Origin of the sequence: Planktotalea sp. (assembly GCF_050633725.1) — a bacterium.
Taxonomy (GTDB): Bacteria; Pseudomonadota; Alphaproteobacteria; order Rhodobacterales; family Rhodobacteraceae; genus Planktotalea.
The window spans coordinates 11,671-37,603 of record NZ_JBOEHB010000001.1; the positions used below are offsets into that span (position 1 = coordinate 11,671).

A 25,933-nucleotide genomic window follows, 5' to 3' on the forward strand; every position below is an offset into this window, starting at 1 on the left:
TGATGCAGTTTCGTTGATATCTTGCAAATGACGTTGCCCGTTGTCACTCTGCTCAGAAAGCCGATACAGAATCGGCGGCAAGGAGAACGAATGTCACATATAAAGGCAGAGGTTTGTGGACCGACCAGCGACATTCGGGCTGACATTGCATTTTTCACCAAGACGCTCGGCTTTCAGATGGACTCGATCTATCCTGCGGATGATCCGCAGGTTGCTGTTTTTTCAGGCTTTGGCGTGTCTTTGCGTTTGGATCAACAAAGTGAGGCAAGCCCTGTTCGGTTGTGTTTGCGCTGCGGCGATCCAGATGACTTGGGCGGCGTCGGCGAGCAAGTGGCACCCGGCGGAACACTGGTTGAGATCAGCGAGATGAACCCGCCTTTGGTTTTGCCCCAAACCCTGCATTCCTTTGTTGTACGTCGCCTTGCGGATCAAGCGCCGTGGGTCGTCGGGCGCGCGGGCATGCATTACCGCGATTTGATCCCAGATCGCCTTGGTGGGTCCATCATTGCCAGCCATATCCGCATTCCCGACGGCGGTCCTGTGCCTGACATGGTTCATTATCATACGGTCGGGTTTCAGCTTATCTTTTGTTATCGTGGTTGGGTCGATTTGGTCTATGAAGATCAAGGCGAGCCGTTCCGTTTATATGCTGGCAACTGTGTGATCCAGCCGCCTGAAATTCGCCATCGCGTTTTGTTTGCCTCTGACAATATTGAGGTGATTGAGATCGGGGTGCCAGCCGAACATATCACTACGATTGATCACCAGATGGAGCTTCCGAACGGGGTGGTAAATCCTGAACGGGAGTTTCAAGGGCAGCGGTTTGTTCACCACAAGGCGGAGGATGCGGAGTGGCAGGAATTCCGTCTTAAAGGATTCACAAGTCGCGATACTTTGATCGCAAAGAACACGCGCGATGTTGCGGGGGTTCATGTTGTTAAACGTTCGGAAGGTGCGCCCGAATGGGCGGCGCATGACAGTGATATTCACTTCACATTTGTCATGGACGGAACCATGACGTTAGAAGGCGAGGGGCGCGATCCGCAATATTTGCAGGCAGGAGATGCCTTTGTGATACCGCCCTCGATGATGACGCGCTATTCGGATGCGTCAGAAGATTTGGAATTGCTCGAGGTCTCATTGCCCGGAGCCTTCAAGACGTGGACGGGAGTGCCTGAATGACCCTGAAAGACGCGGCGCGCGAAGTGCGGGAAAACGCACATGCGCCTTATTCAAACTTTAAGGTTGGCGCTGCCATACGGACCAGTACGGGCGCGGTGTTTCAGGGCTGCAACGTTGAAAACGTCGCCTATCCAGAGGGAACTTGCGCCGAGGCTGGTGCAATCGCTGCGATGTGCGCTGCGGGTGAGCGGGAGATCGCAGAAGTCTACGTCATCGCGCAAAGCCCTGCACCTGTTCCGCCCTGTGGCGGGTGCCGTCAAAAGATCGCAGAATTCGCAAGCGGTGATGTGGTTGTAACGCTCGCGACAACCGGCGGCGTTGAAAAGCAAATGCGCGTTGCAGAGCTTTTGCCCGGTGCGTTTGACGCAAGCTTTATGGACGGCTCCTAGTTGGATGCGCGCGCGATCATAGCGGCGCTGCGGCGCGGCGAAGGGATTGAACCAGAGGCGCTAACGTGGTTCGCGCATGGGCTTGCTGATCATGGAGTGAGCGATGCGCAGGCTGGTGCGTTTGCGATGGCGGTATGTTTGCGCGGTCTTGATCGCGAGGGGCGTGCGCAATTGACCATTGCGATGCGCGACAGTGGCAAGACGTTACGCTGGGATTTGGATGGACCTGTGCTTGACAAGCACTCAACCGGCGGCGTGGGCGATTGCGTCAGTCTTATTCTTGCGCCTGCGCTGGCGGCATGTGGGGCATTTGTTCCGATGATTTCGGGGCGCGGGCTTGGGCATACGGGCGGCACGCTTGATAAGATGGAGAGCATTTCCGGCCTTTCCACCAAAGTTGACGAGGCGCGCTTTCATCAGATTGTCGAGACCGCAGGTTGCGCAATTGTGAGTGCGAGCGCCGATATCGCCCCTGCGGACAAACGGCTTTATGCGATCCGCGATGTAACGGCGACCGTTGAAAGCCTTGATCTGATCACAGCGTCGATCCTGTCGAAAAAGCTGGCGGCGGGGCTTGATGGATTGGTGCTCGACGTCAAAGTGGGCTCTGGCGCGTTCATGAAGGAAATTGACGCGGCGCGCGCTTTGGCATCGGCTTTGGTTGAAACGGCCAATCTCGCGGGGTGCCCGACCAGCGCGTTGATCACGGATATGAATGCACCGCTTGCGCCTGCGCTTGGAAATGCGCTGGAAGTGGCGGAGGTGATGAAAGTGCTGCGCGGCGCAGCGCGCGGGCCTTTGTATGAATTGACGCTGGCGCTTGGCACGCAGTTGCTGTTCAGCGCAGGGCAAGCCGCAAGCAAAGACGGCGCACGCGAAGCGTTGAGCAATGCAATTGCCAGCGGCGCAGCGGCAGAACGATTTGGCAAGATGATCGCTGCTATGGGGGGGCCGCTCGGCTTTGTTGAGAACCCCGAACGATACTTGCCCGAAGCGCCCGTCATTCGCGAGGTGACAGCGCAAAGCGACGGGTTTGTCAGCGCGATTAACGGGGAAGTCTTGGGGCTGGCTGTGGTTGATCTAGGCGGAGGGCGGCAAGTCGAGAGCGACCTTGTAAATCCGGCGGTCGGCCTTTCTGAGGTTGTCACCTTGGGCACGCGGGTTTCTCGGGGGCAGGCAATTGCGCGTGTGCATAGCGCGCGCGAGAGCCAAGCGGATCGCGCAGCGCAGGCGGTGCGAGACGCGATTGTGATTTCTCCAACAGCGCCGAGTAAGCGCGTTCTTGAGCGTGAGGTGATTGGTTGATGGCGCGCGCATTTCTTATCGTCTTGGACAGTGTTGGTTGCGGCGGTGCGCCAGATGCAGGCGCGTTTTTCAACGGGGATTTGCCAGATACAGGTGCAAACACGCTGGGGCATATCATTGCGCAGCGTGGGTTGAATGTACCGAACATGGATGCGCTGGGGCTTGGGGCGGCTGTGCGCCTGTCAACAGGGATAGAGACGCCCGGATTGGATGCGGTTCCGTCTGGGCGTTGGGGCGTTGCCCGCGAAATATCGCGCGGTAAGGACACGCCATCGGGGCATTGGGAACTTGCGGGGCTGCCTGTGCCTTGGGAGTGGACCTATTTTCCGGATGCGCAACCTGCGTTTCCCGATCGCGTCACCCAAGCGCTTTGCCGCGCGGCGGGAACAGACAAAATCCTGTGCAATGCACATTCCAATGGCATCAAAGTTATTGATGATTTCGGTGAAGAGCACCTACGTTCAGGGTATCCGATTTGCTATACCTCTGCCGATAGTGTGTTGCAGATCGCGGCGCACGAAGAGGTGTTTGGTCTCGAGCGGCTATTGCAGATGTGTCGTGATGTTGCTCCGATGCTGCATGAAATGCGGGTTGGGCGCGTGATTGCGCGCCCGTTTGTGGGGTCTGATCGCTCCGACTTTAAGCGCACCAAGAACCGCCGCGATTATGCGATTACGCCGCCAGAACCTGTTTTAACCAACTGGGTCCAAGAGGCGGGCGGGCGTGTGCACGGCGTTGGCAAAATCGGTGATATATTCTCGATGACGGGAATTGATACCTCCGTGAAGGGGACTGACATCGAATTGATGGCCGCGCTGGATGGATTGACACAAAGCGCAGAGCAGGGCGATTTCATCTTTGCCAATCTGGTCGAGTTTGACACTGATTATGGTCATCGCCGCGATGTGGCGGGGTATGGCGCAGCGCTGGAGCGGTTTGATCTTTGGCTGGGGCAGTTTTTGCCGCGTCTTGGCGAAGGTGATCTGCTGATCTTGACCGCTGATCATGGCAATGATCCTAGCTGGCCCGGAACGGACCACACGCGCGAGCAAGTGCCCGTGCTTGTTTATGGCGGGCCTGCTGGCGAGATCGGGATTTGCGGATTTTGCGATGTTGCGGCTTCTATTGCCGCGCATTTGGGTGCCCGATCAAACGGCACCGGAAGGAGTTTTCTATGAGCGAGATGAGCGAAGAGTTGGCGGGCATTCTAGAGCTGCCCAAGGTCGAATTGCACACGCATTACGAAGGCGCTGCGCCGCCCGCGTTCATCCGTGGTTTGGCGCAGGAAAAGAACGTCGATATTTCGAAAGTGTTCAACGCCGATGGCTCTTATGCGTTTAAGGATTTTGTTCATTTCCTTAGCGTTTATGAGGCGGCGACAACGGTTTTGCAAAGCCCTGAAGATTTCAAACGCCTTGGCCTTGCGATACTGGAGGAAGCGGCCAGCAATGGCGTCATCTATATGGAAAGCTTTGTCAGCCCTGATTTTTGCGGTGGCGGCGATGTGGGCGCGTGGCGCGATTATCTGGCTGCGATGAATGAAGCGGCGCAGGAAGCGGAGCGCGATTTTGGCATCGTTTCGCGCGGGATTGTGACCTGCATTCGCCACTTCGGTCCTGAGCAAGCCAAAACAGCCGCGCTCTGTGCTGCTGAAACGGCGGGGGAGTTCATCACTGGTTTCGGAATGGGCGGCGATGAAAATCAGGGCAGTCAGCGCGATTTTACCTATAGTTTCGACATGGCGCGAGAGGCGGGTTTGCGCCTGACCACCCACGCGGGCGAGTGGCGTGGCCCTCAAGAAGTGCGCGACGCGGTGGCGGATCTCGGGGTCGAGCGGATCGGGCATGGTGTGCGCGCCTGTGAAGATGCAGCGTTGGTGGATGAATTGGCCGAAAAGGGCGTGGTGCTAGAAGTCTGCCCCGGCTCTAACGTGGTGCTTGGGGTTTATCCCGACTGGAAAAGCCATCCGATTGATGTGCTGCGCCGCGCGGGCGTGCCTGTGACCATCTCGACCGATGATCCCCCGTTTTTCCACACAAGTATGCGCGATGAATATCGCAACCTTGCCAGCACGTTTGGTTGGGACCAAGGTGTGTTTACCGAGATCGCCAAAGCCTCTGCCAAGGCCGCGTTCTGCGATGAAGAGACTCGCACAGAAATTCTTAAGAAGTTGGAGGCATAAACCATGTCAGAGCATTTGACCGTCGTCGATCACCCGTTGGTGCAACATAAACTCACGCTGATGCGTGAAAAAACTACGTCGACGGCGGTGTTTCGCCAATTGCTGCGCGAAATCAGCCAGTTGTTGGCCTATGAGGTGACGCGCGGGTTGCCGATGACGACAAAGCGTATTGAAACGCCGATGACGCAGATGGATGCGCCGACGTTGGATGGGAAGAAATTGGCGCTCATTTCGATCTTGCGCGCAGGAAATGGCCTGTTGGATGGGGTGCTTGAACTGATCCCCTCTGCACGAGTTGGTTTTGTGGGCTTGTACCGCGATGAAGAGACGCTTCAGCCTGTGCAATATTACTTTAAAGCGCCCGATGCGCTTGAGGATCGCTTGGTGATTGCTGTTGATCCAATGCTGGCGACAGGGAACTCTTCTGCGGCGGCGATTGATCTTTTGAAAGAGGCGGGTGCCAAGAATATTCGATTCCTTTGCCTGCTGGCTGCGCCAGAGGGCGTTGCACGTATGAAGGAAGCGCACCCCGACGTTCCTATCGTTACAGCTGCATTGGACGAGAAGCTGAACGAAGTCGGATACATCATGCCGGGTCTAGGGGATGCGGGTGATCGCATGTTTGGCACTAAATAGGTGGTATTATCAGGACTTAGCGCGCGGGTGCGCTAGACACTGTGTCGAAACTAAGGCAAACTTGAAGTTCATCTGTGGGGGCAGAAAATGAACGTTAAACGATTCGTCGCATTGTCGATTTTGGCGGCAACTTGCGCATTTACCTATTCTGATGTGAGCGCGCAGTCGCTGGCACGTGATGCTGGCCCAGCGGAAACTCCGCCTGCGTCGTTCAAAGGGAACCAATATGTAGATAGCAAAGGCTGCGTCTACATTCGCGCTGGTGTTGATGGCAACACCAATTGGGTTCCGCGTGTGTCGCGGTCGCGCAAAGTGGTTTGCGGATTGTCGCCTAGCATCCGCTCTGGCGGGGCAACGGCAGTCGCTGCTGCACCGAAACCTGCGGAGCCCGTGCAAATCGGCACCAACGTCACGGCACCAAAATCGCCTGCGCCAGCACCGAGCACGAGAACGGCAGTGCGCCCTGCACGCGCGACAGTTGCCAGCGTTTTGGCTCCTAAGCCTGTGCGCACAGTGGCCTCCAAGCCCGTCGTTAAGCGCGCGGCTCCTAAGATCAAACGCGTGAACATTCCCCAGCCAAGCGGTGTTCAGGCACCGCCGCGTATGCACACAGCGCGCATTCCTGTCGCTCGGCCACAGGCGCAACCACGCGTCATTCGTATCGCGCCGCAACAGCCTGTGGTTCAGACAACGCGCCGCGTTGCGACGAGCAACGTGCAACGCCAAGTCGCAGGCACGCAGAACTGCCGTGGTGCATCAGCTGTGAGCCAGCGTTATATTGGCGGGCGCGGCGTTGCCGTGCGCTGTGGTCCACAAAGTGGTCCCATCGTTACGACACGTGCAGGGGATGCGCGGGGCGGAACCTTCCGTTCTGTGACAGGTCAGGTTCTGACAAATGTAAACCCGAATGCTCGTATTGTGCCGCGCCATGTCTACGAAAATCAGCGAGCTGCGGCCGTTGTGAGCCCTACGCCAAGTGGCTATCGTGATGCGTGGACGGACGATCGTTTGAACCCGCGCCGCGCGCATCAAACCTTGGCTGGTAAAGCAAAGACGGAAGTGATCTGGACACAAACCGTGCCGCGCCGTTTGATTGTACGCAGTACTGGACGTGATGTAACGCGTTCCTTCCCGGGCTTGCGTTACCCCTACACTTCTCTTGCACAGCAAGCGGCGGCCCTTGGTCAAAATGTTCAAACGCAAACGCGCGTGATTTCGTCCAAAGGCACGGCTGCTAAACGCGTTGTCCGCAAGACTGCGACAGTGCAGCGTCAGCAAACGCGGGTCTCAACGCGTTCGACAACGCCGCGCAAACCGTCGCCAGCCGCAGGAAAGCGGTTCGTTCAAGTGGGCACGTTTAGCGTTGCAAGCAACGCACAAAGCACGGCCTCGCGTATCCAGCGAATGGGCTTGCCCGTACGCATCGGTAAATTCAACCGCGGCGGCAAACAAATGCGCATCGTTCTTGCGGGGCCATTTGCATCTGCGGCTCATACGAACGGTGCGGTGACAGCCGTACGCAATGCGGGTTTCCGTGACGCATTTGCACGAAACTAAGCAAGCCGTTTCAAGTGATTATGGGCCTCGCCGACTGGCGGGGCCCTTTCGTTTTGTCGATACCTGTGACTGATGTTCGCGTGCGGCGTTGGTAGGTATGCTCGTTTAAGGCGAACTTTCGCTGAGTTGCCGTATCCAGACCTTATTAAATTCTCAATTCGCGGTTAGTGTTTGCGTGAAATTGATGGAGTTTAAGTATGACAAAAGAACTTTCAGGCGACGCACGTATTGATGGCTTGCTGACTACTGTGAGCGGTCTCTCCTCGCCAGTCTTGTCGTGGCAAACCGCCAACGAGCTGGGCGTAGGTGTTTCTCTGGATTATAGTTTTTTGTCGGCTGGAACGAATGGCGTCGGCGGTTTTGTCGCGATGGATGCGGGGCTTCAGGCGAATACGTTGACGGCGTTACAGCATTTTTCGGATGTAGCGAACGTAACCTTTAATCTGGTTGGCGCTGGCTTGGGGGATATGAATTTTGGCACCGCCGCACTGCCGAGTAGTGGATCGTCTTTTACGGCTGGTGTTGCCTACTCTAGCTATTCTTACTATCCGCAGTACGCTTGGACCACTAACTCGAATGTTTATCTGACGAACACTGCAAGCGGCTATGATGAAGCTAATGTGGGGGATTCATCTTACACCACTTTGCTGCATGAGATCGCACATGCGTTGGGTGTCGAGCATCCATTCGAAGACATCCTTGTTCCTGTGGGAACTGACAGCGACAAATACACTGTCATGTCCTACACAGAGTACTATCCCAGCGGCGTCAATCCTGCGTCTTTGATGCTCTATGATATGCTGACCATCCAGTATCTCTACGGTGCCAATCACAGCTATAACGCGGGCGATACTGTGATCGATGTTGCTGCGTTCTTGGCAGACGGTCCGCGCGCGCTTTGGGATGGCGCGGGTGAGGACACTATTGATCTGAATGGCCTGGGTGCGGGGATTGATTTTGATCTGACTGAAGGCGCGTTCAATACGGTTTTCAACACAGATGATTTTGTCATCGCTTATGGGGCGGAGATCGAAAACGTCATCGGGACGGCCTTTGGCGATACGTTGACTGGCACAGCGGGTGCGAATGTTATCGAAGGCAAGGGCGGGGCTGATACGATTGATGCTGGCGACGGCAACGATTCTGTTTACGGCGGAAATGGTGCCAATGAAATCTACCTCGGTAAGGGCAAAGATTTCGTCAAAGCTGGCGGAGGTGACGAAAGCTTTTTTGGTGGAAATGGCAAAGACACCATCAGCTATTACGACAGCACAGGCGGCGTTACGATTGATCTGCGAAGCGATGCTGTTTCCGGATCATGGGCTGATGGTGATACAATCACCAACTTTGAAAGCGCCAAAGGGTCCAAGAACGGTGCCGATGATATTTCGGGCACGGACGGGAAGAACACGCTGAGGTCTTATGGCGGTGAAGATTCGCTTTATGGTCGCGATGGCAAGGACAAGCTGTATGGCGGCGATAACGACGACAAGCTTTACGGCGGCGGCGGTGCGGACAAGCTTTATGGCGGTAAAGGCGCAGATCGTTTTGATGGCGGCAAAGGCGATGACATTTTGTTTGGAGGTGGCGGCGCTGATATTTTCCACTTTGATCATGGTGAAGACAGCGACACGATCAAGGACTTTGAGGATGATGTTGATCTGATCCAGATCGACAATTTCACCTTCACTGGCGGACAAACTGCCTTCAGCTTTGCAACTCAAGTTGATGCAGATGTCGTGTTTGATTTTGGCAGCGGCGATACGCTTACGGTCGAAAACGCCACGATTGCGCAGCTGAGCAACGATTTGGATGTGGTTTAGCGCAGCTCACGTCTATTCAGGTAAATGAGTGAGAAGAGACCGTGATTGAAAAGCACGGTCTCTTTGTCGTTCAATGATTGGCAAATTTTATTCACAGCGGCCTCGTCATTTAGACGGCGTGCCAGATCATGTTCAATCCGTCCCTGGGGCGCAGCGAAAATTGCGGGTGGGTATCGGGAATACGGGCCATCGGTGCGGGCGTAATGTAGCTCAGGAGCGTTGCGGCCACGAGGCAGGTTTCCATCAATCCAAAGTTCTGACCAATGCACACCCGCGGACCAGCGCCGAAGGGAATGTAGGCGTACTTGGGCCACGTTTGATCGCCCAGAAAACGGGTTGGATCAAAGCGATCAGGGTTTTCAAAAAACCGTTCGTCGCGCTGTGTCATATAGGGAATGATCTGCACCAAATCGCCGCGCTTTAGCGAGACATCCAAAATGTCGACGGGTTTGCTCGCTTGTCGCAAGAACAAAGTGTAAGCTGGCGGAAACAGACGCAGCGTTTCGTCAATCACCGCGCGCAGAATGGGCAGGTGAACGATATCGGCGGCGCTGGGCATACGCCCCTCCAGCGCTGTGCCTAATTCTGTTTGGACCTTTTCCAGCCAATGAGGTTCGCGCGCGAGGCAGGCAAAGAGCCACCCCAGAAGCGCGCCAGAAGTCTCGTGTCCGGCGATAAGCAGGCTCATCACATCGTTTCGTGTGTCGGTGAAAATTCCGTTATGTTGCGCGATCAAGCTTGCCAGCAGATCGTCCTGATCACCGCTTTCGCCGCGCTTCATTCGCAGGTGAACCAAGCCTGACACCAGATCGTCCATGACTTTCATTGCCCAGCGTTTGTCGCGCTTTGCCTTAAGAGGGAGCCAATCAGGCAGGGTTGCGGGCGATGTGGATTCGCGAAAGGCGGTACTGGAGAGCACTTGGATCGCGCGCTCGACTTCGTTGCCATTCGGGCAGGGTGGAGCGCCAAACAGAGTGCGCATCGCGATATCAAGGGTGAGATGCGCCATGCTTGCATCGGTATCAATTTGAACACCTGTCGTGCCCGCGCGCGCTGCGATGGATTTGCCCAAGCGTTCAGCTTGTTCGACCGCCATTTGCCCATAGTGTGGCAAGCGCTTGGTTTGGAAGGCGGGCATCACTTTCCTGCGGCGCGCGCGCCATTCATCACCCTCAGCGAGAAGAACGCTATCTCCATTCCATTGCCGCACGACATCGGTCAGTTTTTCAAAGCGAATAAAGGCGTCCCATTTGCGAGTTAGCAGCTCTTCTATATGGGCGGGATGAAACAAGAGATGAGAGCGGTATGGCCCTAGTCGCAGGCGAACAACATCTCCGTGTTTGGCGCGCATACGGGCGTAGAATTGCAGTTGATCCCGTTTGATTTGCGCCAAATGGTCCAGCCCAAGCAGATAGGGCGTAGGTTGAGATTGGACTATACGTGGGAGGGTCATGGCATCCGTGATCTTAGGGCTTGTGCGAGATAAGCAAGACCCAGCAGCGGGATCAATGCGGTGTAGGCAAATACCGTCCATGCAAAGTTGATATGGGTCAGGGCCATCAGGCAAGCAGCGGTGCCAGAATATGCGGTGACGTCGTCGGGATTTTCATAGTGGGAAAGCTGCTCTGTTTGCTGAACGGTTAACCCCTTGGCACCGCGCAGCAATCGGCGCAACGCGCGGTGATCTGTTGCTAGATGAAGTGTTGCCGTGTTTGGTGTCCACGGTGTCCAGCGTGGGATCCATTCGGGCACGTTTTCTTTGTAGTTTGGCCAGCCCTTTGGGAAGCGTTTCAAAAGGTCATGGCGGTGATGCCAGCGCACCATGCCCTGCACAAAGACCCATGCCATCAGGGCCGCGCCCATGATCCAGATGTTTTGCAAGAACAGACCAAGCACGAGCCATGATAGCGCGGCAGAGAGTTGCATTGGGTTTGAGACATAGGCGTAAATCCCTGTCCGCACTAGACGTTTGGTCGGATCGAGCGGGATGGGTGTTCCTTTGCCTTGCAGGCAGAGCACTTGGTTTGCCGATAGGCCGATCACAGAGGTGAGTGTGAGTAAGGGCAGGGTCAGGGCGTAGCTCCAGAAGGGTTTGGACAGAAGGTCCCACGTGCCGCCCATTTCTTGCATAATGAGGGCAGGCAAGATTGCAAAGATGAGCCCGCCCGTCATGATCGCCAGCAGCGCGCAGCGCAGGGGTAGGTAGCGATCCTCTTCGGTCCATTTTGCCAGATAGATTGCTGGGATATGTGCGGTTGCAAAGACAAAGAGCACACCTAGGAACCAGTTTGGCCCTGCAATTACCAAAGGTTCTAGCGAGCTGAAAACAGTGCCATGCAGACCGATGATGATTGGCAGGCAAATCATCAAAGGGGCGGTGCGGGGAAAGGTGAAATATAGGCCAGGGCCGAATAAAACTGCGCCGCCGACCATAATATCTGCAGGCAATCCGTTGAGCATCAAAGCGTCCCAACCGTAGTGCCACCAATCAAAATAGAGAGCGATAGAATGCGTCACAAACACCATCGAAATGCCGTAGAGAAAAGCGAATAGGCCCGCAACTTGCGTGCGGCGCGGCAATTCGCGATAGCGGACCATGAATAACACCAGTGCCAATGGGCCCAGCAAAAGCGCCCATCGTAGGGCCAGCATCAAGGGCTCAGGCAGCGCGAGGTTGATCACCTTAGCACCATGCGTTTGATCGTTGTGCGCAGCGCGTTTGGGGCTTTGGTTTCGAAAAGTTCGACGCACAAAAAGACGACTGGAAACCCAAGTGTCAGCAGCAGTGCATGGTTTGGGATCGCGACAATGAGGAGAAGTTGCAGCATCGCGCCGAGCTGCATCAGCGCGCCTTCTTGTGAGCGCATGTCGCGGCGGGTCGTCAAAAAGCCGAACGCCAAGGCGGGCAGAATGACGGCAAGAGGGAAGACAAGAAACCCCGTCTCGTCACCGCCCAAGAGATCGTAGATTGCTTGCATCGCGCGCCAAATGAATAGCCCAATTCCTATCAGGGAAAGAAAGGCGATGCAGTTGGGGCGAATGCTATTCATGCGTGGCGGGGCCTTTGGCCAAGGACGCCCATCGTGCGTCAGCCCTCGCAAATCGTCTGAAGGCGGACCCATGCGCCATCGGGCAGGACCGGGCGAGCGGCATTCCCTGCGAGCGGTGCACCTTCGATAATCGCCAGAGTCGTCTCACCTGTCACGTCAATCGCATAACCATAGGGCGCGCTTGGCACACCTTGCTGCGCAAATTGCGCGAGCAAAGGTTCTATTTTGATGGGGGCAGGGGTTTCGGTCAAAAGCTGCTTGGCATGCGCTTTGATTGCGGAGCTGGGCAGTTTGCTGGTCGTCAGAAGTTGCAATGTCGCAAGGGTGCCAGCGCTTTCGAGCATATGACGTAATGGATCACGCGCCTTGCGGCGAACCTGCTCTGCAATCACATAGCCCGCAACGACATCTGGGCTTTCGTAGTCTTCAACCAAGGTGCGGCTCAGCAGGATAACCCCGCCGGGTAGATGTACTGCGTCTGTAACACCTGCGCGCATAACGGCGAGGTAGGTGGGGTTATCTTCGAGAGTAAGGCGTTGGGTTAGCTCTACAAGCGAGGTCTTCGCTCCTTGTCCATCGCACGGCAGGCTTGTTGCACCCTGCATTTGCGTAAGCAACGCGTTGCCAATTTCCGCGCGTTTGACGTTTGGAACAACCTTCAGCGCCTGTTCCACAAGTGCGTTAGGTAGCAAGACCACAGCCGCTGCGAGCGCGGCGGCGAGGGTGCCAAGCGTCAGGAAACCCCGCAGACGTCCCTTGCGCGGGCGCGCGCGCTCGACCGCTTTGCGCAATTTCTCGATCGCGCGGATCATTTCATCTTCGTTTGCAGCAATTTCCAAGGTTTCACTTGGATCGCCCTCAGGGTGAAACACCGCAGGACGCTTGCCGGGGTTGGAGCGTGCGATAGCGGCCAAGGACCAATGCGCAAGCGCTTGATCGCGCATATCTTTGATCGTCAGGGTCGCATCGCCGATGCTGACGATCACATCCACGCGCTGTTGATCAGGGGCCGCGCGCCATAGGCCCGCAGCTTCAAGCCGATCGTATTTGGTTAGCGCTGTCATTTAGCGGGCCTGCTTTGCCTCTTTTACAGGCATTGTAACATGTCCCGGCTAAGGCAGGCAACGTGGTTAACTTTTCAGGCTTTTTCTAAGCTCAAACTTCTGAATTTTGCCTGTTGAGGTCTTGGGCAATTCTTGGAAAACGATGGCTTTGGGCGTTTTGAAACCTGCAAGGCTCTCGCGCGCAAAGGCGATAAGCTCTGGTTCAGTGACTTGCGCGTTTGGCAGCAGTTCGACAAAAGCGCAGGGCACTTCGCCCCACTTCTCATCGGGTTTTGCGACTACTGCGCAGAGCGAAACCGCAGGGTGGGCCATAAGCGCGCCTTCGACTTCAACTGAGGAAATATTCTCGCCGCCTGAAATGATGATGTCCTTGGCGCGATCGGCGATTTGGATATGCGTGTCAGGGTGCTGCACCGCGATATCGCCAGAATGGAAATATCCTCCGGCAAAGCACTCTTCTGTTGCTTCGGGGTTTTTCAAATATCCCTTCATGACCGAGTTCCCGCGGATCATGATTTCGCCTTGGTGTGCTCCGTCCATCGGTACTTGCGCCATATCGGCGTCCATCACTGTGATTTCGTCCATCATGGGCATAGCAACGCCTTGGCGCGCCTTGATCGAGGCGCGGGAGGCTTGATCAAGCCCGTCCCAAGTTTCGCCATCCCAAAGGCATTCGGTGACATGGCCGTAGGTTTCCGTCAAACCGTAGACCTGCGTGATATGAAAACCCATCTGTTCAATCGCGGCAAGCGTCGCTGGGGCGGGTGGGGCACCTGCGGTGAAGACCTCGACAGTGTGATCAAAGGCGCGGCGTTCCTCTGGTGTTGAGTTTACGAGGGTGTTCAAGACAATCGGCGCTCCGCCGAAATGCGTAACACCCTCATCCGCAATTGCGTCATAGATTGCCTTAGCTGTGATGTCGCGGCAGCAAACGATAGTGCCGCCGAGCATCGGCATCAGCCATGTATGATTCCATCCATTGCAGTGGAACAGTGGAACGATGGTAAGATAGACTGGCGCGAGCGTAAGCTGCCAACTCACAACAGTGCCCATCGTCATAAGGTAAGCTCCACGATGGTGGCAGACGACACCTTTGGGGCGCCCAGTCGTGCCAGATGTATAGTTGAGCGCGAGGCTCTCCCATTCATCTTCGGGCATGATCCATTCAAAGTCGGGATCACCGCTTTCGATCAAAGCGTCATAGGTCATGTGGCGGCCTGTAGCGGGGTAACCTGCTTGCACGTCGGGCACTTCTACGATGATCGTCGCTGCGCCGTCTTGGGCATTGATCGCGGCCTCGGCAAGGGGGAGGAACTGGGTGTCCACTAGAACCACTTTGGCTTCGCCGTGGTCAAAAATATAGGCAACGGTGCCTGTATCAAGCCGTGTGTTGATCGTGTTCAGGATAGCGCCGCATGCAGGGACGCCAAAGTGCGCTTCTGTTTGCGCTGGTAGGTTGGGGATCAACGTGGAAACGACATCGCCAGACTCGACGCCCAATTTGGTGAGGCCAGACGCAAGCCGCGTGCAGCGTTCATGATACTGACCGTAGCTCACACGATGATCGCCATAAATGACGGCGGTTTTATTGGTAAAGACCTTAGCCGCACGTTGCAGGTGCGATAGTGGTGTGAGAGCGCGAAAGTTGGCTGCGCGCTTGTCTAAACCGGTTTCATCCTTCATCCATCCCATACCGCGTTCGATCCTCCCAAAACTAACGACGTATCCTATCTGCAAATTGGCAATACTTTTGAAAGATGAAAAGAGCAATGACGCACCATCCTAGGCAAGCCGCGACTTTCATGGTGCTGGCGATGCTGATCATCGGGCTGATTGACAACTATGTTGCTGTGATCGCGCGCGATGTGAGTCTTTGGCAATTTCAGTTTATGCGCGCCTGCATGGGCTTGCCTTTGTTGGGTTTGGTTGCGTTCTTGGGATTTGGCACACTGCGCCCCTTGCGGTTATGGGCGGTGCTGGTGCGAAACGGGTTTATTGCGGTTGGCATGCTGTTTTATTTTGGAGCGCTGGCGGTGATGCCAATAGCGCAGGCGCTCGCCGGATTGTTCACCGCGCCGATCTTCATTCTGCTCATTTCAGTTTTCGTCTTTGGCGAAAAGGTGGGCGCGTTGCGCATTTTCGCGGTGATGTTTGGATTTGCGGGCATTGTCGTGGTGCTTGGGCCGGGGAATGGCGCTTTGACCGTGGTTAACTTTCTGCCGGTCTTTGGCGGGCTGTTCTATGCGATGGGATCCGTTGCGACGCAAAGGCTGTGCGCAAATGAAAGCACGATTGCGATGTTGGCTGGGTTGTTCAGTTTGCAAGGCTTGATCGGTTTGTGCGCTCTGGGCCTTTTGGCGCTATTGCAGCCTGTCGCGCCGCATGGTCCAGAGGGGTTTTTGCTGCGTGGACTGGTCTGGCCTGTTGGGCTGACTTGGGGATTGATTGGAGTGCAAGCTGTTGGGTCTTTGATCGGTGTTGGCTTCTTGATCCGAGCCTATCAAAGCGGCGAGCCGAGCTTTGTTGCGGTCTTTGAGTATTCGGTTTTCATTTTCGGTCCGCTCTTTGCCTATATTTTGTTAGGGCAAGCCGTGACGATAAGCCAAGCGATTGGAATTGCGATGATTGCTGTAGCTGGAAGCGTAATCGCGTTGCGCTCTGATCCTTGAGGGGGATAATATCTTTCTGCGAAAGATATTGCCTTCGGCGTTGATATTTTTGCCAGAGAAGAAGGCGGGCGGTGTTCAATTGATTATCTCTTCGGCGCGCAACTATGTGTTTGTTCACATTCCCAAGACAGGCGGTACGGCCTTGACGCTTGCGCTAGAAGGGCGCGCTGCGAAGGATGATATTCTCATTGGCGATACCCCCAAAGCGCAAAAGCGAAAACGACGCCTTGCGAATTTGACGCCTTCGGGGCGGCTTTGGAAGCATTCTACTCTGGCCGATATTGACGGAATTGTCAGCGCAGATGAGCTGGCCGAAATGTTTTGTTTTACCTTGGTGCGCAATCCTTGGGATCGTGTTGTTAGTTATTATCATTGGCTGCGAGAGCAGGGCTTTGATCACCCCGCTGTTGAATTGGCCAAAACCTTGGAGTTCGAGCCATTTGTGCGCCATGTGGATACGGTTACGGCGTTTCGAAATAGTCCGGCGGCGCATTATATGACAGATGCGGCAGGCCGAGAGCGCTGTGATGCCTATGTGCGAATTGAATGTTTGCGCCAAGATTTGAAACCGCTTGAGGCCCATCTCGGGTTTGAGTTGACGGTTGGCCGTGTCAATCGCTCTGAACGCGCGGATGATTACCGTTCATACTACGATGATGATTTGGCGGAATTTGTCGGTGCGCTCTGCGCTGATGATATAGCGCGGTTTGGCTACACTTTTGAATAAGGCTTTGGGAGCAAGCGGTGTGCCTGCTCCCAAGTAGGTGTTAAGCAGCGTCGGCTTTTGCGCCGAAACGTCCGTAGAAGCTTTGGTTCTTTTCAGCCATTTCACGCAAGAGCGGTGGGCATGCAAAGCGTTGGCCGAATTGCGCTTCCAGCTCGTCGCAGCGCGCGGCCGCATAAGCAGAGCCGAGCATGTCGAGCCATGACAGCGGACCACCAGACCAAGGCGCAAAGCCCCAGCCAAGGATTGCGCCAACGTCGCCTTCGCGGATGTCCATGAGCACGCCTTCTTCCAGCGCGCGTACAGCCTCAAGGCACTGGCTGAACATCAAACGATGTTGCACGTCAGTGAGAGTTGGCTGATCTTCGGACACAGGGAACTTGTCACGCAGACCGCCCCAGATGCCAACGCGTTTGCCTTTTTCGTCGTACTCGTAATAGCCCGCATTCGCCTTGCGACCCATGCGGCCCTGATCGAAGAGGTAGAACAGAACGTCATCCGCTGCACCCGCGTCATAGGCATTGCCAAGCGCCGCTTTTGTGGCTTTGGCAATCTTCACTCCGAGATCGATAGACGTCTCATCGTTGAGCTGCAAAGGACCAACAGGGAAACCAAGCAGACGCGCAGCGTTGTCCACCAACGCAGGCTCAACGCCTTCGCCAACCATACGCACACCTTCGTTGATGTAGGGGATGATGCAACGGTTCGCGTAGAAGAAACGCGCATCGTTCACAACGATCGGCGTTTTGCGGATTTGGCGCACATAATCGAGCGCTTTTGCCGTCGCGCGATCACCAGTTTTCTCGCCTTTGATGATCTCGACCAGCAACATTTTCTCAACAGGTGAGAAGAAGTGAATGCCGATGAACTGCTCAGGGCGTTTGGACGCCTTGGCCAGATCGGAAATCGGCAGCGTGGAGGTGTTGGAAGCAAAGATGCAATCCTCTGGGATCACGGCCTCAACCTTAGCAGTGATATCCGCCTTGACCGCTGGATCCTCAAACACAGCCTCGATGATCAGGTCCGCGCCTTCCAGTGCGTTCAGATCAGTCGTTGCTGTGATCTTGGACAGCAGCGCCTCTTTCTTCTCTTCGGTCGCCTTTTTGCGCTTGATGCCTTTGTCCATATAGGATGCAGAATAGGCCTTGCCCTTGTCCGCGCTCTCTTGGCTCTGGTCGATCAAGACGACTTCCATGCCAGCCTGCGCCGACACCAGCGCGATGCCCGCGCCCATCATGCCAGCGCCCAACACGCCGATTTTTTTGACGCTTTGATCAGGTACGCCAGCAGGGCGCACAGCACCTTTGTCCAGCGCTTCCTTGTTAAGGAAGAGCGAGCGGATCATCGCAGAGGATGATGGGTTCATCAGGATATTGGTGAACCAACGCGCTTCGATTTTGAGGGCCGTGTCGAACGGTACAAGCGCACCTTCATAAACAGCTGAAAGCAGAGCCTTAGCTGCAGGAAACGCACCTTGTGTCTTACCGTTCACCATAGCGCTCGCGCCAACAAAGGTCATGAACCCAGCTGGGTGATAGGGCGCTCCGCCGGGCATTTTGTAACCCTTCGCGTCCCATGGTTTCAGCAGGTCCGCGTCCTTGGCAGAGAGAACCCAAGCGCGTGCATCGGCCATAGGATCGGCGGATACTTCGTCGATCATGCCAGCAGCTTTGGCCTTGGCTGGGGCCAAGAGTTTACCCTCAAGCAAGAACGGAGAGGCCGCCATCGCGCCCATTTTGCGCACGAAACGTGTTGTGCCGCCTGCGCCGGGGAAAATGCCGACCATGATTTCTGGCAGGCCGATTTTGGCCTTTGGATTGTCCACGCAGAACGAACGGTGCGTCGCTAAAGGCAGCTCAAGCCCGATACCAACGGCCGTGCCCGGAAGCACAGATGCAATCGGCTTGCCGCCTTTGTTGGTCTTGGGGTCCATGCCTGCGCGTTCAATTTTGCGCAGCAATGTGTGGATTTGCATGATGCCTTCAAACAGACCCTGCGCAGCGTTCTCGCCCGCTTGCGCTTTCATGTCTGCAAGCACGTTCAAATCCATACCACCCGCAAAGCTGTCTGCCTTGCCAGAGGTGATGATGATGCCTTTGACGCCCTCATCAGCCAGCGCATCATCTATATGGGCCTCCAGATCGATGAAGCCCTGCTGGTTCATCACGTTCATGGTTTTGCCAACGGCATCCCATGTAATGGTGGCGATCCCGTCGCCGTCTTTGATCATTGTAAAATCAGTCATAGTCTCGTCTCCGATAGCGGATTCAATTCGAAACGCGCGCCGCGCGCGCGTTGGTGTTCTCTTGAGAGCGCAGATGCCCATTCAACGCTTTTGCCCGCAACGAAGCCGGATGAATGGCGTAACTGCTTACCGACACCCTCCATTCGTTGTTTTCAAAAGTTATCGTTGAAAGCACATTGACGGGTTCGCCCTTGCGTAGACTGCCGCTGAAATAGTGGCTTGAATGCAGGGCGACGATTGTGTCGGGCTCAGACAAATGGGCGGTATCGAGGGTGCGAATGCAGGCGGTGATATTGTCCAACTGCGCCGTTTCCACAGCGTCGTCGAACAATGTCCTGAATTCTTCTTCACTGGTGATCACCCGCTCTTTTTCGAACGTCGAAAACTTATAGGGAAGATGAAAACACCTGCGCAGCGCGTCGAAACTGGCCTCGCTCATGGCATTGCCAGAGCGCTGAACCAGCGTATCCGCAACAAGGTACGGATCCATCGTTATGTCAGTGAGCCCGCTCAAGACCTTACACGCGCTCGATGATTGTCGCCGCGCCCATGCCGGACGCGATGCAAAGCGTGGCAAGGCCAACGCCTTTGCCTGTGCGCTCGAGCTCGTCCAGAAGCGTGCCGATAATGATCGCGCCGGTTGCGCCCAGCGGGTGACCCATCGCGATGGAACCGCCGTTCACATTGACCTTGTCGTGATCCACATCGAACGCCTGCATGAAGCGCATGACGACAGAGGCAAAGGCCTCATTAACCTCAAAGAGATCAATGTCGGAAATGCTCATGCCGTTGTCCGCAAGGATTTTCTCGGTCACTGGAACAGGGCCGGTCAACATGATGGTCGGGTCTGTGCCGATCTTCGCTGTCGCGCGGATTTTCGCACGGGGCTTGAGACCATGACGAATGCCGAATTCTTTGTTACCAATCAGAACCGCAGCAGACCCATCCACGATACCAGAGGAGTTACCTGCGTGGTGAATGTGGTTAATTTTCTCAAGATGCGGGTACTTCATCAGCGCGACTTTGTCGAAACCGGGCATGACTTCGCCCATGGCTTGGAACGCAGGGTTCAGCGAACCGAGGCTCTGCATATCCGTCTGCGGGCGCATGTATTCATCGTGATCGAGGATCGGAATGCCGTTCTGATCTTTGATACCAATCACGGATTTGCTGAAACGCCCCTCATCCCACGCAACCTTGGCGCGGCGCTGGGATTCAACCGCGAGCGCGTCTGCTTCATCACGGGTGAAACCGTATTCGGTCGCAATGATGTCGGCAGAAATACCCTGCGGAACAAAGTACTGATCCATCGCAATGCTTGGATCAACGGCAATCGCGGCACCGTCGCTGCCCATGGCAACGCGGCCCATCATCTCAACGCCGCCCGCGATATAACCATCACCTGCGCCGCCTTTGACCTGGTTCGCCGCGAGGTTCACAGCTTCCATGCCCGAGGCGCAGAAACGGTTGATCGCAAGGCCGGGAATACGCTCGTCCAGATCAGAGGCAAGAACCGCAGAACGCGCAAGACAGCCGCCTTGCTCCATCACCTGCGTGACGTTGCCCCAGATCACATCCTCAACGGCGTGACCTTCCAGATTGTTGCGCTCTTTCACAGCGTTCAGCGTCTGCGCGGACAGGCGCAGCGCGGTGACTTCATGCAAAGAACCGTCCTTGCGGCCCTTGCCACGCGGCGTGCGCAGCGCGTCATAAATATATGCTTCGGTCATTGATAGGTCTCCTTTAAGCGCGATCAGCAGGGCTGCCGGGCATCAAATCATAAGGGTGTTTCCAACCTGGCGTTTGCTCGATACGGGTGAGCCAAGCGTCGATATGGGGCCAGTCCGCACGGTCGAAACCGAAGGGTTCTGGGTAAAAGAGGTAGCCACAGCAAGAAATGTCGGCGACGGTCATAGCGCTACCGACGATCCAATTGCGATCCGCGAGATGGTCGTTAAGAACAGCATAAGCGGCTTTGAGGCGACCAAGGTTGAAGTCGATGACAGGCTGCGGACGTTTGTCCTCTGGCAGAAAATTCATCAAGAAACGCGTTGGACCTGCGACAGAACTAAGCTTGTGATTGTCCCAAAGCACCCAGCGCAAAACCTCTCGGCGCTCTTCGGGCGTTGCGCCTGTCAGTTTGCCTGACAAGTGAACGATGTAGTCCTGAATCGCCCCCGACTGGGTGATTGTGTAATCGTGATCGGTGTCGGTCAACGCAGGCACTTCGCCCATGTTGTTCACGTCGGATTTGAATTTATCTGATCGGGCTTCGCCGCCGAAGAAATCCACATAAACAGGCTCCCACTCAAGGCCTGACAGTTCAAGCGTCAGCGCGGCTTTGTAAGCGTTACCGCTCTCGCCGAAACAATAGAGTTTAAGGGTCATAGGTTTGGTCCTTTTTTCAGAGCGCAGGCTGGGGGTTTCACACCCCCAGACCCCCGTGGAGTTTTCTTTGGAAAATGAAGGGGTAAGATTCACCATCCATTAAGGTTAATGCGCCATTTCTAAGGGTGCATGGTAGACTGGAGAGTTGAGCCATGTGGGAAGTGAAGCCCCATCGCCCTGCGTAGGTGCCACCAAGTGAGACTGCGAGGCGGGTGATGGGGTGATCTTTCATCGCTTCATTTTCCAAAATAAACTCCCCCCGGAGGGCCGATATCAAAGCGCACCAACGCTCATTTGAAACTCCGTGCGATCAACTCTTTCATGATCTCGTTCGTGCCGCCATAAATGCGCTGCACCCGCGCGTCGGTCCACATTTCCGCAACCGCATATTCCTGCATGAAGCCGTAGCCGCCGTGCAGTTGCAAGCATTCGTCCAGAACTTCCCCCTGCGTGTCGGTTAGCCAGTATTTTGCCATTGCGGCCTTTTCGACGGTCAGCTCGCCGCGCAGGTGTTCTGCGATGCATTCATCTAAGAATGCGCGCGCGACAGTGGTTTTGGTTTTGCACTCGGCCAGTTTGAAGCGCGTGTTCTGGAACTGCATGATCGGCCCGCCAAAGGCTTGGCGCTCGTTGCAATACTCGATCGTCCGCTCGACTGCGCCTTCCATAGCCCCAACCGCGCCGCAGCCGATGATCAGGCGTTCCTGCGCGAGTTGCTGCATCATCTGGTAGAAGCCTTGGTTTTCTTCACCGCCAAGGATATTTTCGGGCGGGATTTCGACATTGTCGAAGAAGAGTTCAGACGTATCCGCCGCATGCGCGCCGATCTTGTCGAGGTTACGCCCGCGCGCGAACCCTTCTGCGCCGTCGGTTTCTACGACAACCAGTGATGTCCCCTTAGATCCCTCAGCTGGATTTGTCTTCGCCGCAACGACAATCAGATTTGCGTGTTGGCCGTTGGTGATAAAGGTCTTCTGTCCGCTCAATTTATAGGAATTGCCATCTTTGAGCGCGCGGGTCTTGATCGCTTGCACGTCCGATCCGCCCGAGGGTTCCGTCATCGCCAGAGCGCCGACCAACTCGCCTGTGACCATCTTCGGCAACCAACGTTTTTTCTGCTCCTCCGTGCCACAGGCCAGAATGTAATGCGCGACGATACCAGAGTGAATGCCGTGACCCCAGCTCGCCAAATTCGCGCGCGAACCTTCGATCAGGATTGCGGCCTCATGGCCGAAATCGCCGCCAGGACCGCCGTATTCTTCGGGGATAGAAGGGCAAAGCAAACCAAGCTCGCCTGCCTGCGCCCAAGTCTCGCGATCCATCTCACCTTGCTTGCGCCACTTGTCGAACTGCGGTGCCCATTCGGCGTTGATGAAATTCGAAGTCATCTCTGCGAGCATCTTGTGCTCGTCTGTCATCCACTGGCTCAAAGTAATCTCCCCATTACCGTTTGCGCGCGTCTAGCTCTGCGTTGAACAAGCGCAAGCGATGCGGCAAGTTCTCGTCATCTGTGACGCTGTCAAAATTCTCAAACAAGAATGACAGCGCCTCGCCTTCGTCCAATCCCGCCTCCGAAGAAAACCGCTTGAGGCGGCGATACCCGTCTTCTGTCATAGAGACCGAAAATCGGCGGGTGAGGCGGAACCGTTTTGGCAAGGCGTATCCCTAAGTAGGGTGCGTGGTTTCCCACGCACCGCACGTTTTAAAAGTTGGCCGCGTCCAGCGCCATGACCGTATCTGCGCCGCTTTGAATGCGGGTCAAATGCATGGCTGTCGCGGGCAATTGACGTGCCATGTAATAGCGCCCTGTGGCCAGTTTCGTCTCGTAGAACGTTGCGTCTGAAGCACCGCCCGCAAGCGCATCGAGTGAGGCCTTGCCCATACGTGCCCACATCAGCCCGAGGCAGACATGACCGAACATGTGCATAAAATCATTGGACCCTGCCAAAGCGTGGTTCGGGTTCTTCATGCCGTTCTGCATGAAATACATGCCAGCTGCTTGAAGGTCTTTGGAGGCGGCTTTCAGCGGCTCGATGAAATCGCGATCAAACGCCTCGTCCTGACCAGAATTCTCTTTGATGTAGTTCTTCACCATCTCAAAGAAGGCCATAACATGCTTGCCACCATCTTGCGCCAGTTTACGGCCAACGAGGTCAAGCGCCTGAACACCGTTTGCACCCTCATAGATCATCGCAATACGCGCATCGCGCGTGTACTGGGACATGCCGTGCTCTTCGATATAGCCGTGGCCACCGTAGATTTGCTGGGCCTGAACGGTCATGTCATAGCCCTTGTCCGTCAGGAAACCCTTAATGACAGGCGTGAGCAAGGACACAAGACCATCGGCGTCTTTGTCATTTGCGCGGTGTGCGGCGTCGATCATTGTCGCGCCCCAAAGCAAGAACGCGCGCCCGCCTTCGGTAAAGCTCTTTTGATCCATCAGGCTGCGACGAATGTCGGGATGCACGATCAGCGGATCGGCGGGGCCATCGGGGTTTTCTACGCCTGTTACCGCGCGCCCTTGCAGGCGATCCTTGGCGTAATCAACCGCGTTTTGATAGGCCGCGTCCGCTTGGGAAACGCCCTGCATGCCAACGCCCAAACGTGCTTCGTTCATCATGGTGAACATGGCGCGCATGCCTTTGTGCTCGTCGCCAAGCAGATAGCCCGTCGCTTCGTCATAGTTCATTACGCAGGTGGAGTTGCCGTGGATGCCCATCTTTTCCTCGATGGAACCAACAGACACGCCATTGCGCGCGCCGAGCGAGCCATCGTCGTTCACATTCACTTTAGGCACGATAAAGAGCGACACGCCTTTGATGCCCGCAGGACCGCCTTCGATCTTGGCAAGTACCAAGTGAATGATGTTGTCGGCCATGTCATGATCACCAGCAGAGATGAAAATCTTCTGACCTGTGATCTTGTAAGAGCCGTCTTCTTGCGGGGCTGCCTTGGTGCGCATTAGGCCCAAGTCCGTGCCGCAATGTGGCTCTGTCAGGTTCATTGTGCCTGTCCACTCGCAAGAGACCATTTTGGGCAGGTATTTGTCTTTTTGCTCTTCCGTGCCATGCGCCAAGATGGCAGAGGCAGCACCGTGGGTCAGGCCCTGATACATTGTGAAGGCTTGGTTTGAGGCAGAAAACATCTCGCCAACAGCGGTGCCCAGCAAATAGGGCATGTTCTGGCCGCCATATTGCTCTGGCATGTCGAGACCAGGCCAGCCGCCTTCTTTGACCTGATCAAAAGCTGCTTTAAAGCCCGTCGGTGTGCGCACAATGCCGTTTTCGAGCGTGCATCCTTCTTGATCGCCAACAGAGTTCAAAGGCTGAAGTAGATCAGAGCAGATCTTGCCCGCTTCTTCCAATACTGCTGCCGTGAATTCCGGCTCTAGCTCATCATACCCCGGAATTCCGGCGGTGGTCGTATTCAGAACGTCGTGCAAAACGAACTGCATATCTTTAACTGGGGCTGTATAACGAGGCATGGGCCACTTCCTTCACGGTCAATTTTAATGTCTTGTTACCCACTTGTGTGGGATTGATCGGGTCGAAAGGGCCGAGATTTACTCGGCCGCTTTGCGGGATTGGTTCATGGAGCCGACGATCTTCTCGCCCCACTTGATTTGTTCGCGCAGATCACTGATCGCGCTTTCCATTTCGTCACGCTGCGCTTCAAGATCGCTGAGGCGGTCATGCGCGATTTCCAAGGTGCGATTCATTTGCGACTGCTGTTGATCATTCACGTGATACAGGTCTAGCAGCTGACGTATTTCTTCGAGGCTAAAGCCAAAACGCTTTCCTCGCAGGATAAGTTTCAGGCGCGCGCGATCACGACGTGTGAAGAGGCGCTTTTGTCCATCGCGCTGAGGGAATAGCAGTTCCTTAGATTCGTAAAATCGCAAAGTTCGAGGCGTTACCCCAAATGCATCGCACATTTCTCGGATCGTCATATGAGTTTCACTCGGTTTCATTTCATTCTCGCTTCTACAAACGTTCTACAACAGCACCTGTGAAGCTTGCCTTGGGTTTACAATGCTTCATCAGGCTTACGTTAGTTGTACGTAACGTCAATTTAAAGTTTACGTAACTTCCGCAAAGGTAATCTAGTTCAAAAGGTATTTTTTTAACGGGGAACAGGATCGGGCATGCCTCAATTATCGCAAAAAACCAATTTTTGTGACGCAAAATTTGAAGATTTCAGTGAAAATCCGATAGACTCGGCGGGGAAAAACCGTGCGAATTTCTCTTATTTTAGTTTTCTAAGCGTTTCTAACCGAAGCGCGCTTAGCTCGGTGATTGCTTCGCTCAACTGTTTTGATTGCTCTTCAAGTTCGATCAGTTGACGGTCTGCCATTTCAACAAAAGCCTCGCGCTGGGCTTGGGTGCCTTCGTTCTCGTAGATGAGCAACCACTGGCGAATCTCTTCGAGTTTGATCCCGAATCTACGTCCGCGCATGATCAGCGTCATCCGCGCGCATTCTCGCTGGCTATAGAATCGCGAACGCCCGTCGCGTTCGGGCTGGAGCAGCTCTATGTACTCGTAGTAACGCAGCGTTCTTGGAGTCACTTCAAATCGTGCGCACATTTCTTTGAAGGTTAGTTTTTGTTCGGACATTGTGTTTGCTCTCCTGCTGCAACGTTATGCCCGTCGCTTGTGAAGGGCAACCACCGCTCTTGCTCATCTTTGCGATTGGCGCTCATAAAGGAGTAACCGACGAGG

The 25,933-nt window shown here is 55.3% G+C and carries 24 protein-coding genes; 10 read left to right on the forward strand and 14 right to left on the reverse strand.

The annotated features are described in order from the left end of the window. The first annotated feature begins 90 nt into the window (after window positions 1-90). From ACRBCU_RS00065 to ACRBCU_RS00100, 8 genes are all read left to right on the forward strand, one after another. Window positions 91-1,182, forward strand: coding sequence for a cupin domain-containing protein (locus ACRBCU_RS00065; protein WP_431363317.1), 1,092 nt, complete (start codon window positions 91-93; stop codon window positions 1,180-1,182). Further along, window positions 1,179-1,571 carry a cytidine deaminase gene (locus ACRBCU_RS00070; RefSeq protein ID WP_431363318.1) on the forward strand — a complete coding sequence of 131 codons (393 nt, stop codon included), beginning with the start codon at window positions 1,179-1,181 and terminating at the stop codon, window positions 1,569-1,571. Before ACRBCU_RS00065 ends, ACRBCU_RS00070 begins: the two co-directional genes overlap by 4 nt. Further along, window positions 1,572-2,876, forward strand: coding sequence for a thymidine phosphorylase (locus tag ACRBCU_RS00075; RefSeq protein ID WP_431363319.1), 1,305 nt, complete (start codon window positions 1,572-1,574; stop codon window positions 2,874-2,876). It abuts the gene before it with no gap. After that, window positions 2,876-4,054 (forward strand): phosphopentomutase, encoded by a 1,179-nt coding sequence (locus ACRBCU_RS00080; protein ID WP_431363320.1) that lies wholly within the window; start codon window positions 2,876-2,878, stop codon window positions 4,052-4,054. The genes ACRBCU_RS00075 and ACRBCU_RS00080 overlap by 1 nt, the downstream gene beginning before the upstream one ends. Further along, on the forward strand, window positions 4,051-5,058 hold the full coding sequence (locus ACRBCU_RS00085) for an adenosine deaminase (protein WP_431363321.1): 1,008 nt from the start codon (window positions 4,051-4,053) through the stop codon (window positions 5,056-5,058). Before ACRBCU_RS00080 ends, ACRBCU_RS00085 begins: the two co-directional genes overlap by 4 nt. 3 nt (window positions 5,059-5,061) lie before the next feature. Then, window positions 5,062-5,694: a uracil phosphoribosyltransferase gene (upp, locus tag ACRBCU_RS00090; protein WP_431363322.1), complete on the forward strand. Its 633-nt coding sequence runs from the start codon at window positions 5,062-5,064 to the stop codon at window positions 5,692-5,694. Window positions 5,695-5,781: 87 nt separating this feature from the next. Further along, window positions 5,782-7,251, forward strand: a complete 1,470-nt coding sequence (locus ACRBCU_RS00095; protein ID WP_431363323.1) for an SPOR domain-containing protein — start codon at window positions 5,782-5,784, stop codon at window positions 7,249-7,251. A 197-nt stretch (window positions 7,252-7,448) separates the two neighbouring features. Continuing rightward, entirely contained in the window at window positions 7,449-9,074 is a 1,626-nt protein-coding gene (locus tag ACRBCU_RS00100) for a hypothetical protein (protein WP_431363324.1), read from the forward strand. Window positions 9,075-9,183: 109 nt separating this feature from the next. Here the strand turns inward: ACRBCU_RS00100 and ACRBCU_RS00105 are convergent, their stop codons facing one another. The 5 genes from ACRBCU_RS00105 to ACRBCU_RS00125 all read right to left on the reverse strand — a co-directional run bounded on the left by ACRBCU_RS00105 (window position 9,184) and on the right by ACRBCU_RS00125 (window position 14,880). Continuing rightward, window positions 9,184-10,527, reverse strand: coding sequence for a cytochrome P450 (locus ACRBCU_RS00105; RefSeq protein WP_431363325.1), 1,344 nt, complete (start codon window positions 10,525-10,527; stop codon window positions 9,184-9,186). Next, window positions 10,524-11,756 carry a methyltransferase family protein gene (locus ACRBCU_RS00110; RefSeq protein WP_431363326.1) on the reverse strand — a complete coding sequence of 411 codons (1,233 nt, stop codon included), beginning with the start codon at window positions 11,754-11,756 and terminating at the stop codon, window positions 10,524-10,526. The genes ACRBCU_RS00105 and ACRBCU_RS00110 overlap by 4 nt, the downstream gene beginning before the upstream one ends. Then, window positions 11,753-12,124, reverse strand: a complete 372-nt coding sequence (locus ACRBCU_RS00115; RefSeq protein WP_431363327.1) for a hypothetical protein — start codon at window positions 12,122-12,124, stop codon at window positions 11,753-11,755. Before ACRBCU_RS00115 ends, ACRBCU_RS00110 begins: the two co-directional genes overlap by 4 nt. A 38-nt stretch (window positions 12,125-12,162) precedes the next feature. Next, window positions 12,163-13,188: a hypothetical protein gene (locus ACRBCU_RS00120; RefSeq protein ID WP_431363328.1), complete on the reverse strand. Its 1,026-nt coding sequence runs from the start codon at window positions 13,186-13,188 to the stop codon at window positions 12,163-12,165. 66 nt (window positions 13,189-13,254) lie between these two features. After that, the gene (locus tag ACRBCU_RS00125) at window positions 13,255-14,880 is read right to left on the reverse strand and encodes an AMP-binding protein (RefSeq protein ID WP_431363329.1); all 1,626 of its coding nucleotides are present in this window, start codon (window positions 14,878-14,880) and stop codon (window positions 13,255-13,257) included. Window positions 14,881-14,957: 77 nt separating this feature from the next. On the opposite strand from ACRBCU_RS00125, the gene ACRBCU_RS00130 reads away from it, so the two are divergent. Together ACRBCU_RS00130 and ACRBCU_RS00135 are read left to right on the forward strand one after the other, a co-directional pair. After that, a complete protein-coding gene (locus ACRBCU_RS00130; protein ID WP_431363330.1) occupies window positions 14,958-15,857 on the forward strand; it encodes a DMT family transporter in 900 nt (299 codons plus the stop codon). A 79-nt stretch (window positions 15,858-15,936) separates the two neighbouring features. Beyond that, window positions 15,937-16,584 (forward strand): sulfotransferase family 2 domain-containing protein, encoded by a 648-nt coding sequence (locus tag ACRBCU_RS00135; RefSeq protein WP_431363714.1) that lies wholly within the window; start codon window positions 15,937-15,939, stop codon window positions 16,582-16,584. Window positions 16,585-16,624: 40 nt separating this feature from the next. Here ACRBCU_RS00135 and ACRBCU_RS00140 read toward each other — a convergent pair whose 3' ends face one another. The 9 genes from ACRBCU_RS00140 to ACRBCU_RS00180 form a co-directional block, all read right to left on the reverse strand. After that, the gene (locus ACRBCU_RS00140; RefSeq protein ID WP_431363331.1) at window positions 16,625-18,826 is read right to left on the reverse strand and encodes a 3-hydroxyacyl-CoA dehydrogenase NAD-binding domain-containing protein; all 2,202 of its coding nucleotides are present in this window, start codon (window positions 18,824-18,826) and stop codon (window positions 16,625-16,627) included. 22 nt (window positions 18,827-18,848) lie between these two features. Next, entirely contained in the window at window positions 18,849-19,316 is a 468-nt protein-coding gene (locus tag ACRBCU_RS00145) for a hypothetical protein (protein ID WP_431363332.1), read from the reverse strand. Window positions 19,317-19,344: 28 nt separating this feature from the next. Further along, the gene (locus ACRBCU_RS00150) at window positions 19,345-20,556 is read right to left on the reverse strand and encodes an acetyl-CoA C-acetyltransferase (RefSeq protein ID WP_431363333.1); all 1,212 of its coding nucleotides are present in this window, start codon (window positions 20,554-20,556) and stop codon (window positions 19,345-19,347) included. 13 nt (window positions 20,557-20,569) lie between these two features. Beyond that, entirely contained in the window at window positions 20,570-21,214 is a 645-nt protein-coding gene (locus tag ACRBCU_RS00155) for a glutathione S-transferase family protein (protein ID WP_431363334.1), read from the reverse strand. 290 nt (window positions 21,215-21,504) lie between these two features. Further along, window positions 21,505-22,632, reverse strand: a complete 1,128-nt coding sequence (locus tag ACRBCU_RS00160) for an acyl-CoA dehydrogenase family protein (protein ID WP_431363715.1) — start codon at window positions 22,630-22,632, stop codon at window positions 21,505-21,507. Window positions 22,633-22,657: 25 nt separating this feature from the next. Then, the gene (locus ACRBCU_RS00165) at window positions 22,658-22,870 is read right to left on the reverse strand and encodes a hypothetical protein (RefSeq protein ID WP_431363335.1); all 213 of its coding nucleotides are present in this window, start codon (window positions 22,868-22,870) and stop codon (window positions 22,658-22,660) included. 46 nt (window positions 22,871-22,916) lie between these two features. Beyond that, window positions 22,917-24,698, reverse strand: coding sequence for an acyl-CoA dehydrogenase C-terminal domain-containing protein (locus tag ACRBCU_RS00170; protein ID WP_431363336.1), 1,782 nt, complete (start codon window positions 24,696-24,698; stop codon window positions 22,917-22,919). Between the two features lie 78 nt (window positions 24,699-24,776). Beyond that, window positions 24,777-25,184 (reverse strand): MerR family transcriptional regulator, encoded by a 408-nt coding sequence (locus ACRBCU_RS00175; protein WP_431363337.1) that lies wholly within the window; start codon window positions 25,182-25,184, stop codon window positions 24,777-24,779. 275 nt (window positions 25,185-25,459) lie between these two features. Next, window positions 25,460-25,828 carry a MerR family transcriptional regulator gene (locus ACRBCU_RS00180; RefSeq protein ID WP_431363338.1) on the reverse strand — a complete coding sequence of 123 codons (369 nt, stop codon included), beginning with the start codon at window positions 25,826-25,828 and terminating at the stop codon, window positions 25,460-25,462. Between the last annotated feature and the right edge of the window lie 105 nt (window positions 25,829-25,933).

Coding starts and splice junctions, on each gene's coding strand:
- ACRBCU_RS00065 (WP_431363317.1), top strand. CDS start 91: ATGTCACATATAAAGGCAGAGGTTTGTGGACCGACCAGCGACATTCGG.
- ACRBCU_RS00070 (WP_431363318.1), top strand. CDS start 1,179: ATGACCCTGAAAGACGCGGCGCGCGAAGTGCGGGAAAACGCACATGCG.
- ACRBCU_RS00080 (WP_431363320.1), top strand. CDS start 2,876: ATGGCGCGCGCATTTCTTATCGTCTTGGACAGTGTTGGTTGCGGCGGT.
- ACRBCU_RS00085 (WP_431363321.1), top strand. CDS start 4,051: ATGAGCGAGATGAGCGAAGAGTTGGCGGGCATTCTAGAGCTGCCCAAG.
- upp (WP_431363322.1), top strand. CDS start 5,062: ATGTCAGAGCATTTGACCGTCGTCGATCACCCGTTGGTGCAACATAAA.
- ACRBCU_RS00095 (WP_431363323.1), top strand. CDS start 5,782: ATGAACGTTAAACGATTCGTCGCATTGTCGATTTTGGCGGCAACTTGC.
- ACRBCU_RS00100 (WP_431363324.1), top strand. CDS start 7,449: ATGACAAAAGAACTTTCAGGCGACGCACGTATTGATGGCTTGCTGACT.
- ACRBCU_RS00105 (WP_431363325.1), bottom strand. CDS start 10,527: ATGACCCTCCCACGTATAGTCCAATCTCAACCTACGCCCTATCTGCTT.
- ACRBCU_RS00115 (WP_431363327.1), bottom strand. CDS start 12,124: ATGAATAGCATTCGCCCCAACTGCATCGCCTTTCTTTCCCTGATAGGA.
- ACRBCU_RS00120 (WP_431363328.1), bottom strand. CDS start 13,188: ATGACAGCGCTAACCAAATACGATCGGCTTGAAGCTGCGGGCCTATGG.
- ACRBCU_RS00125 (WP_431363329.1), bottom strand. CDS start 14,880: ATGGGATGGATGAAGGATGAAACCGGTTTAGACAAGCGCGCAGCCAAC.
- ACRBCU_RS00130 (WP_431363330.1), top strand. CDS start 14,958: ATGACGCACCATCCTAGGCAAGCCGCGACTTTCATGGTGCTGGCGATG.
- ACRBCU_RS00140 (WP_431363331.1), bottom strand. CDS start 18,826: ATGACTGATTTTACAATGATCAAAGACGGCGACGGGATCGCCACCATT.
- ACRBCU_RS00145 (WP_431363332.1), bottom strand. CDS start 19,316: ATGGATCCGTACCTTGTTGCGGATACGCTGGTTCAGCGCTCTGGCAAT.
- ACRBCU_RS00150 (WP_431363333.1), bottom strand. CDS start 20,556: ATGACCGAAGCATATATTTATGACGCGCTGCGCACGCCGCGTGGCAAG.
- ACRBCU_RS00155 (WP_431363334.1), bottom strand. CDS start 21,214: ATGACCCTTAAACTCTATTGTTTCGGCGAGAGCGGTAACGCTTACAAA.
- ACRBCU_RS00160 (WP_431363715.1), bottom strand. CDS start 22,632: ATGACAGACGAGCACAAGATGCTCGCAGAGATGACTTCGAATTTCATC.
- ACRBCU_RS00170 (WP_431363336.1), bottom strand. CDS start 24,698: ATGCCTCGTTATACAGCCCCAGTTAAAGATATGCAGTTCGTTTTGCAC.
- ACRBCU_RS00175 (WP_431363337.1), bottom strand. CDS start 25,184: ATGAAACCGAGTGAAACTCATATGACGATCCGAGAAATGTGCGATGCA.
- ACRBCU_RS00180 (WP_431363338.1), bottom strand. CDS start 25,828: ATGTCCGAACAAAAACTAACCTTCAAAGAAATGTGCGCACGATTTGAA.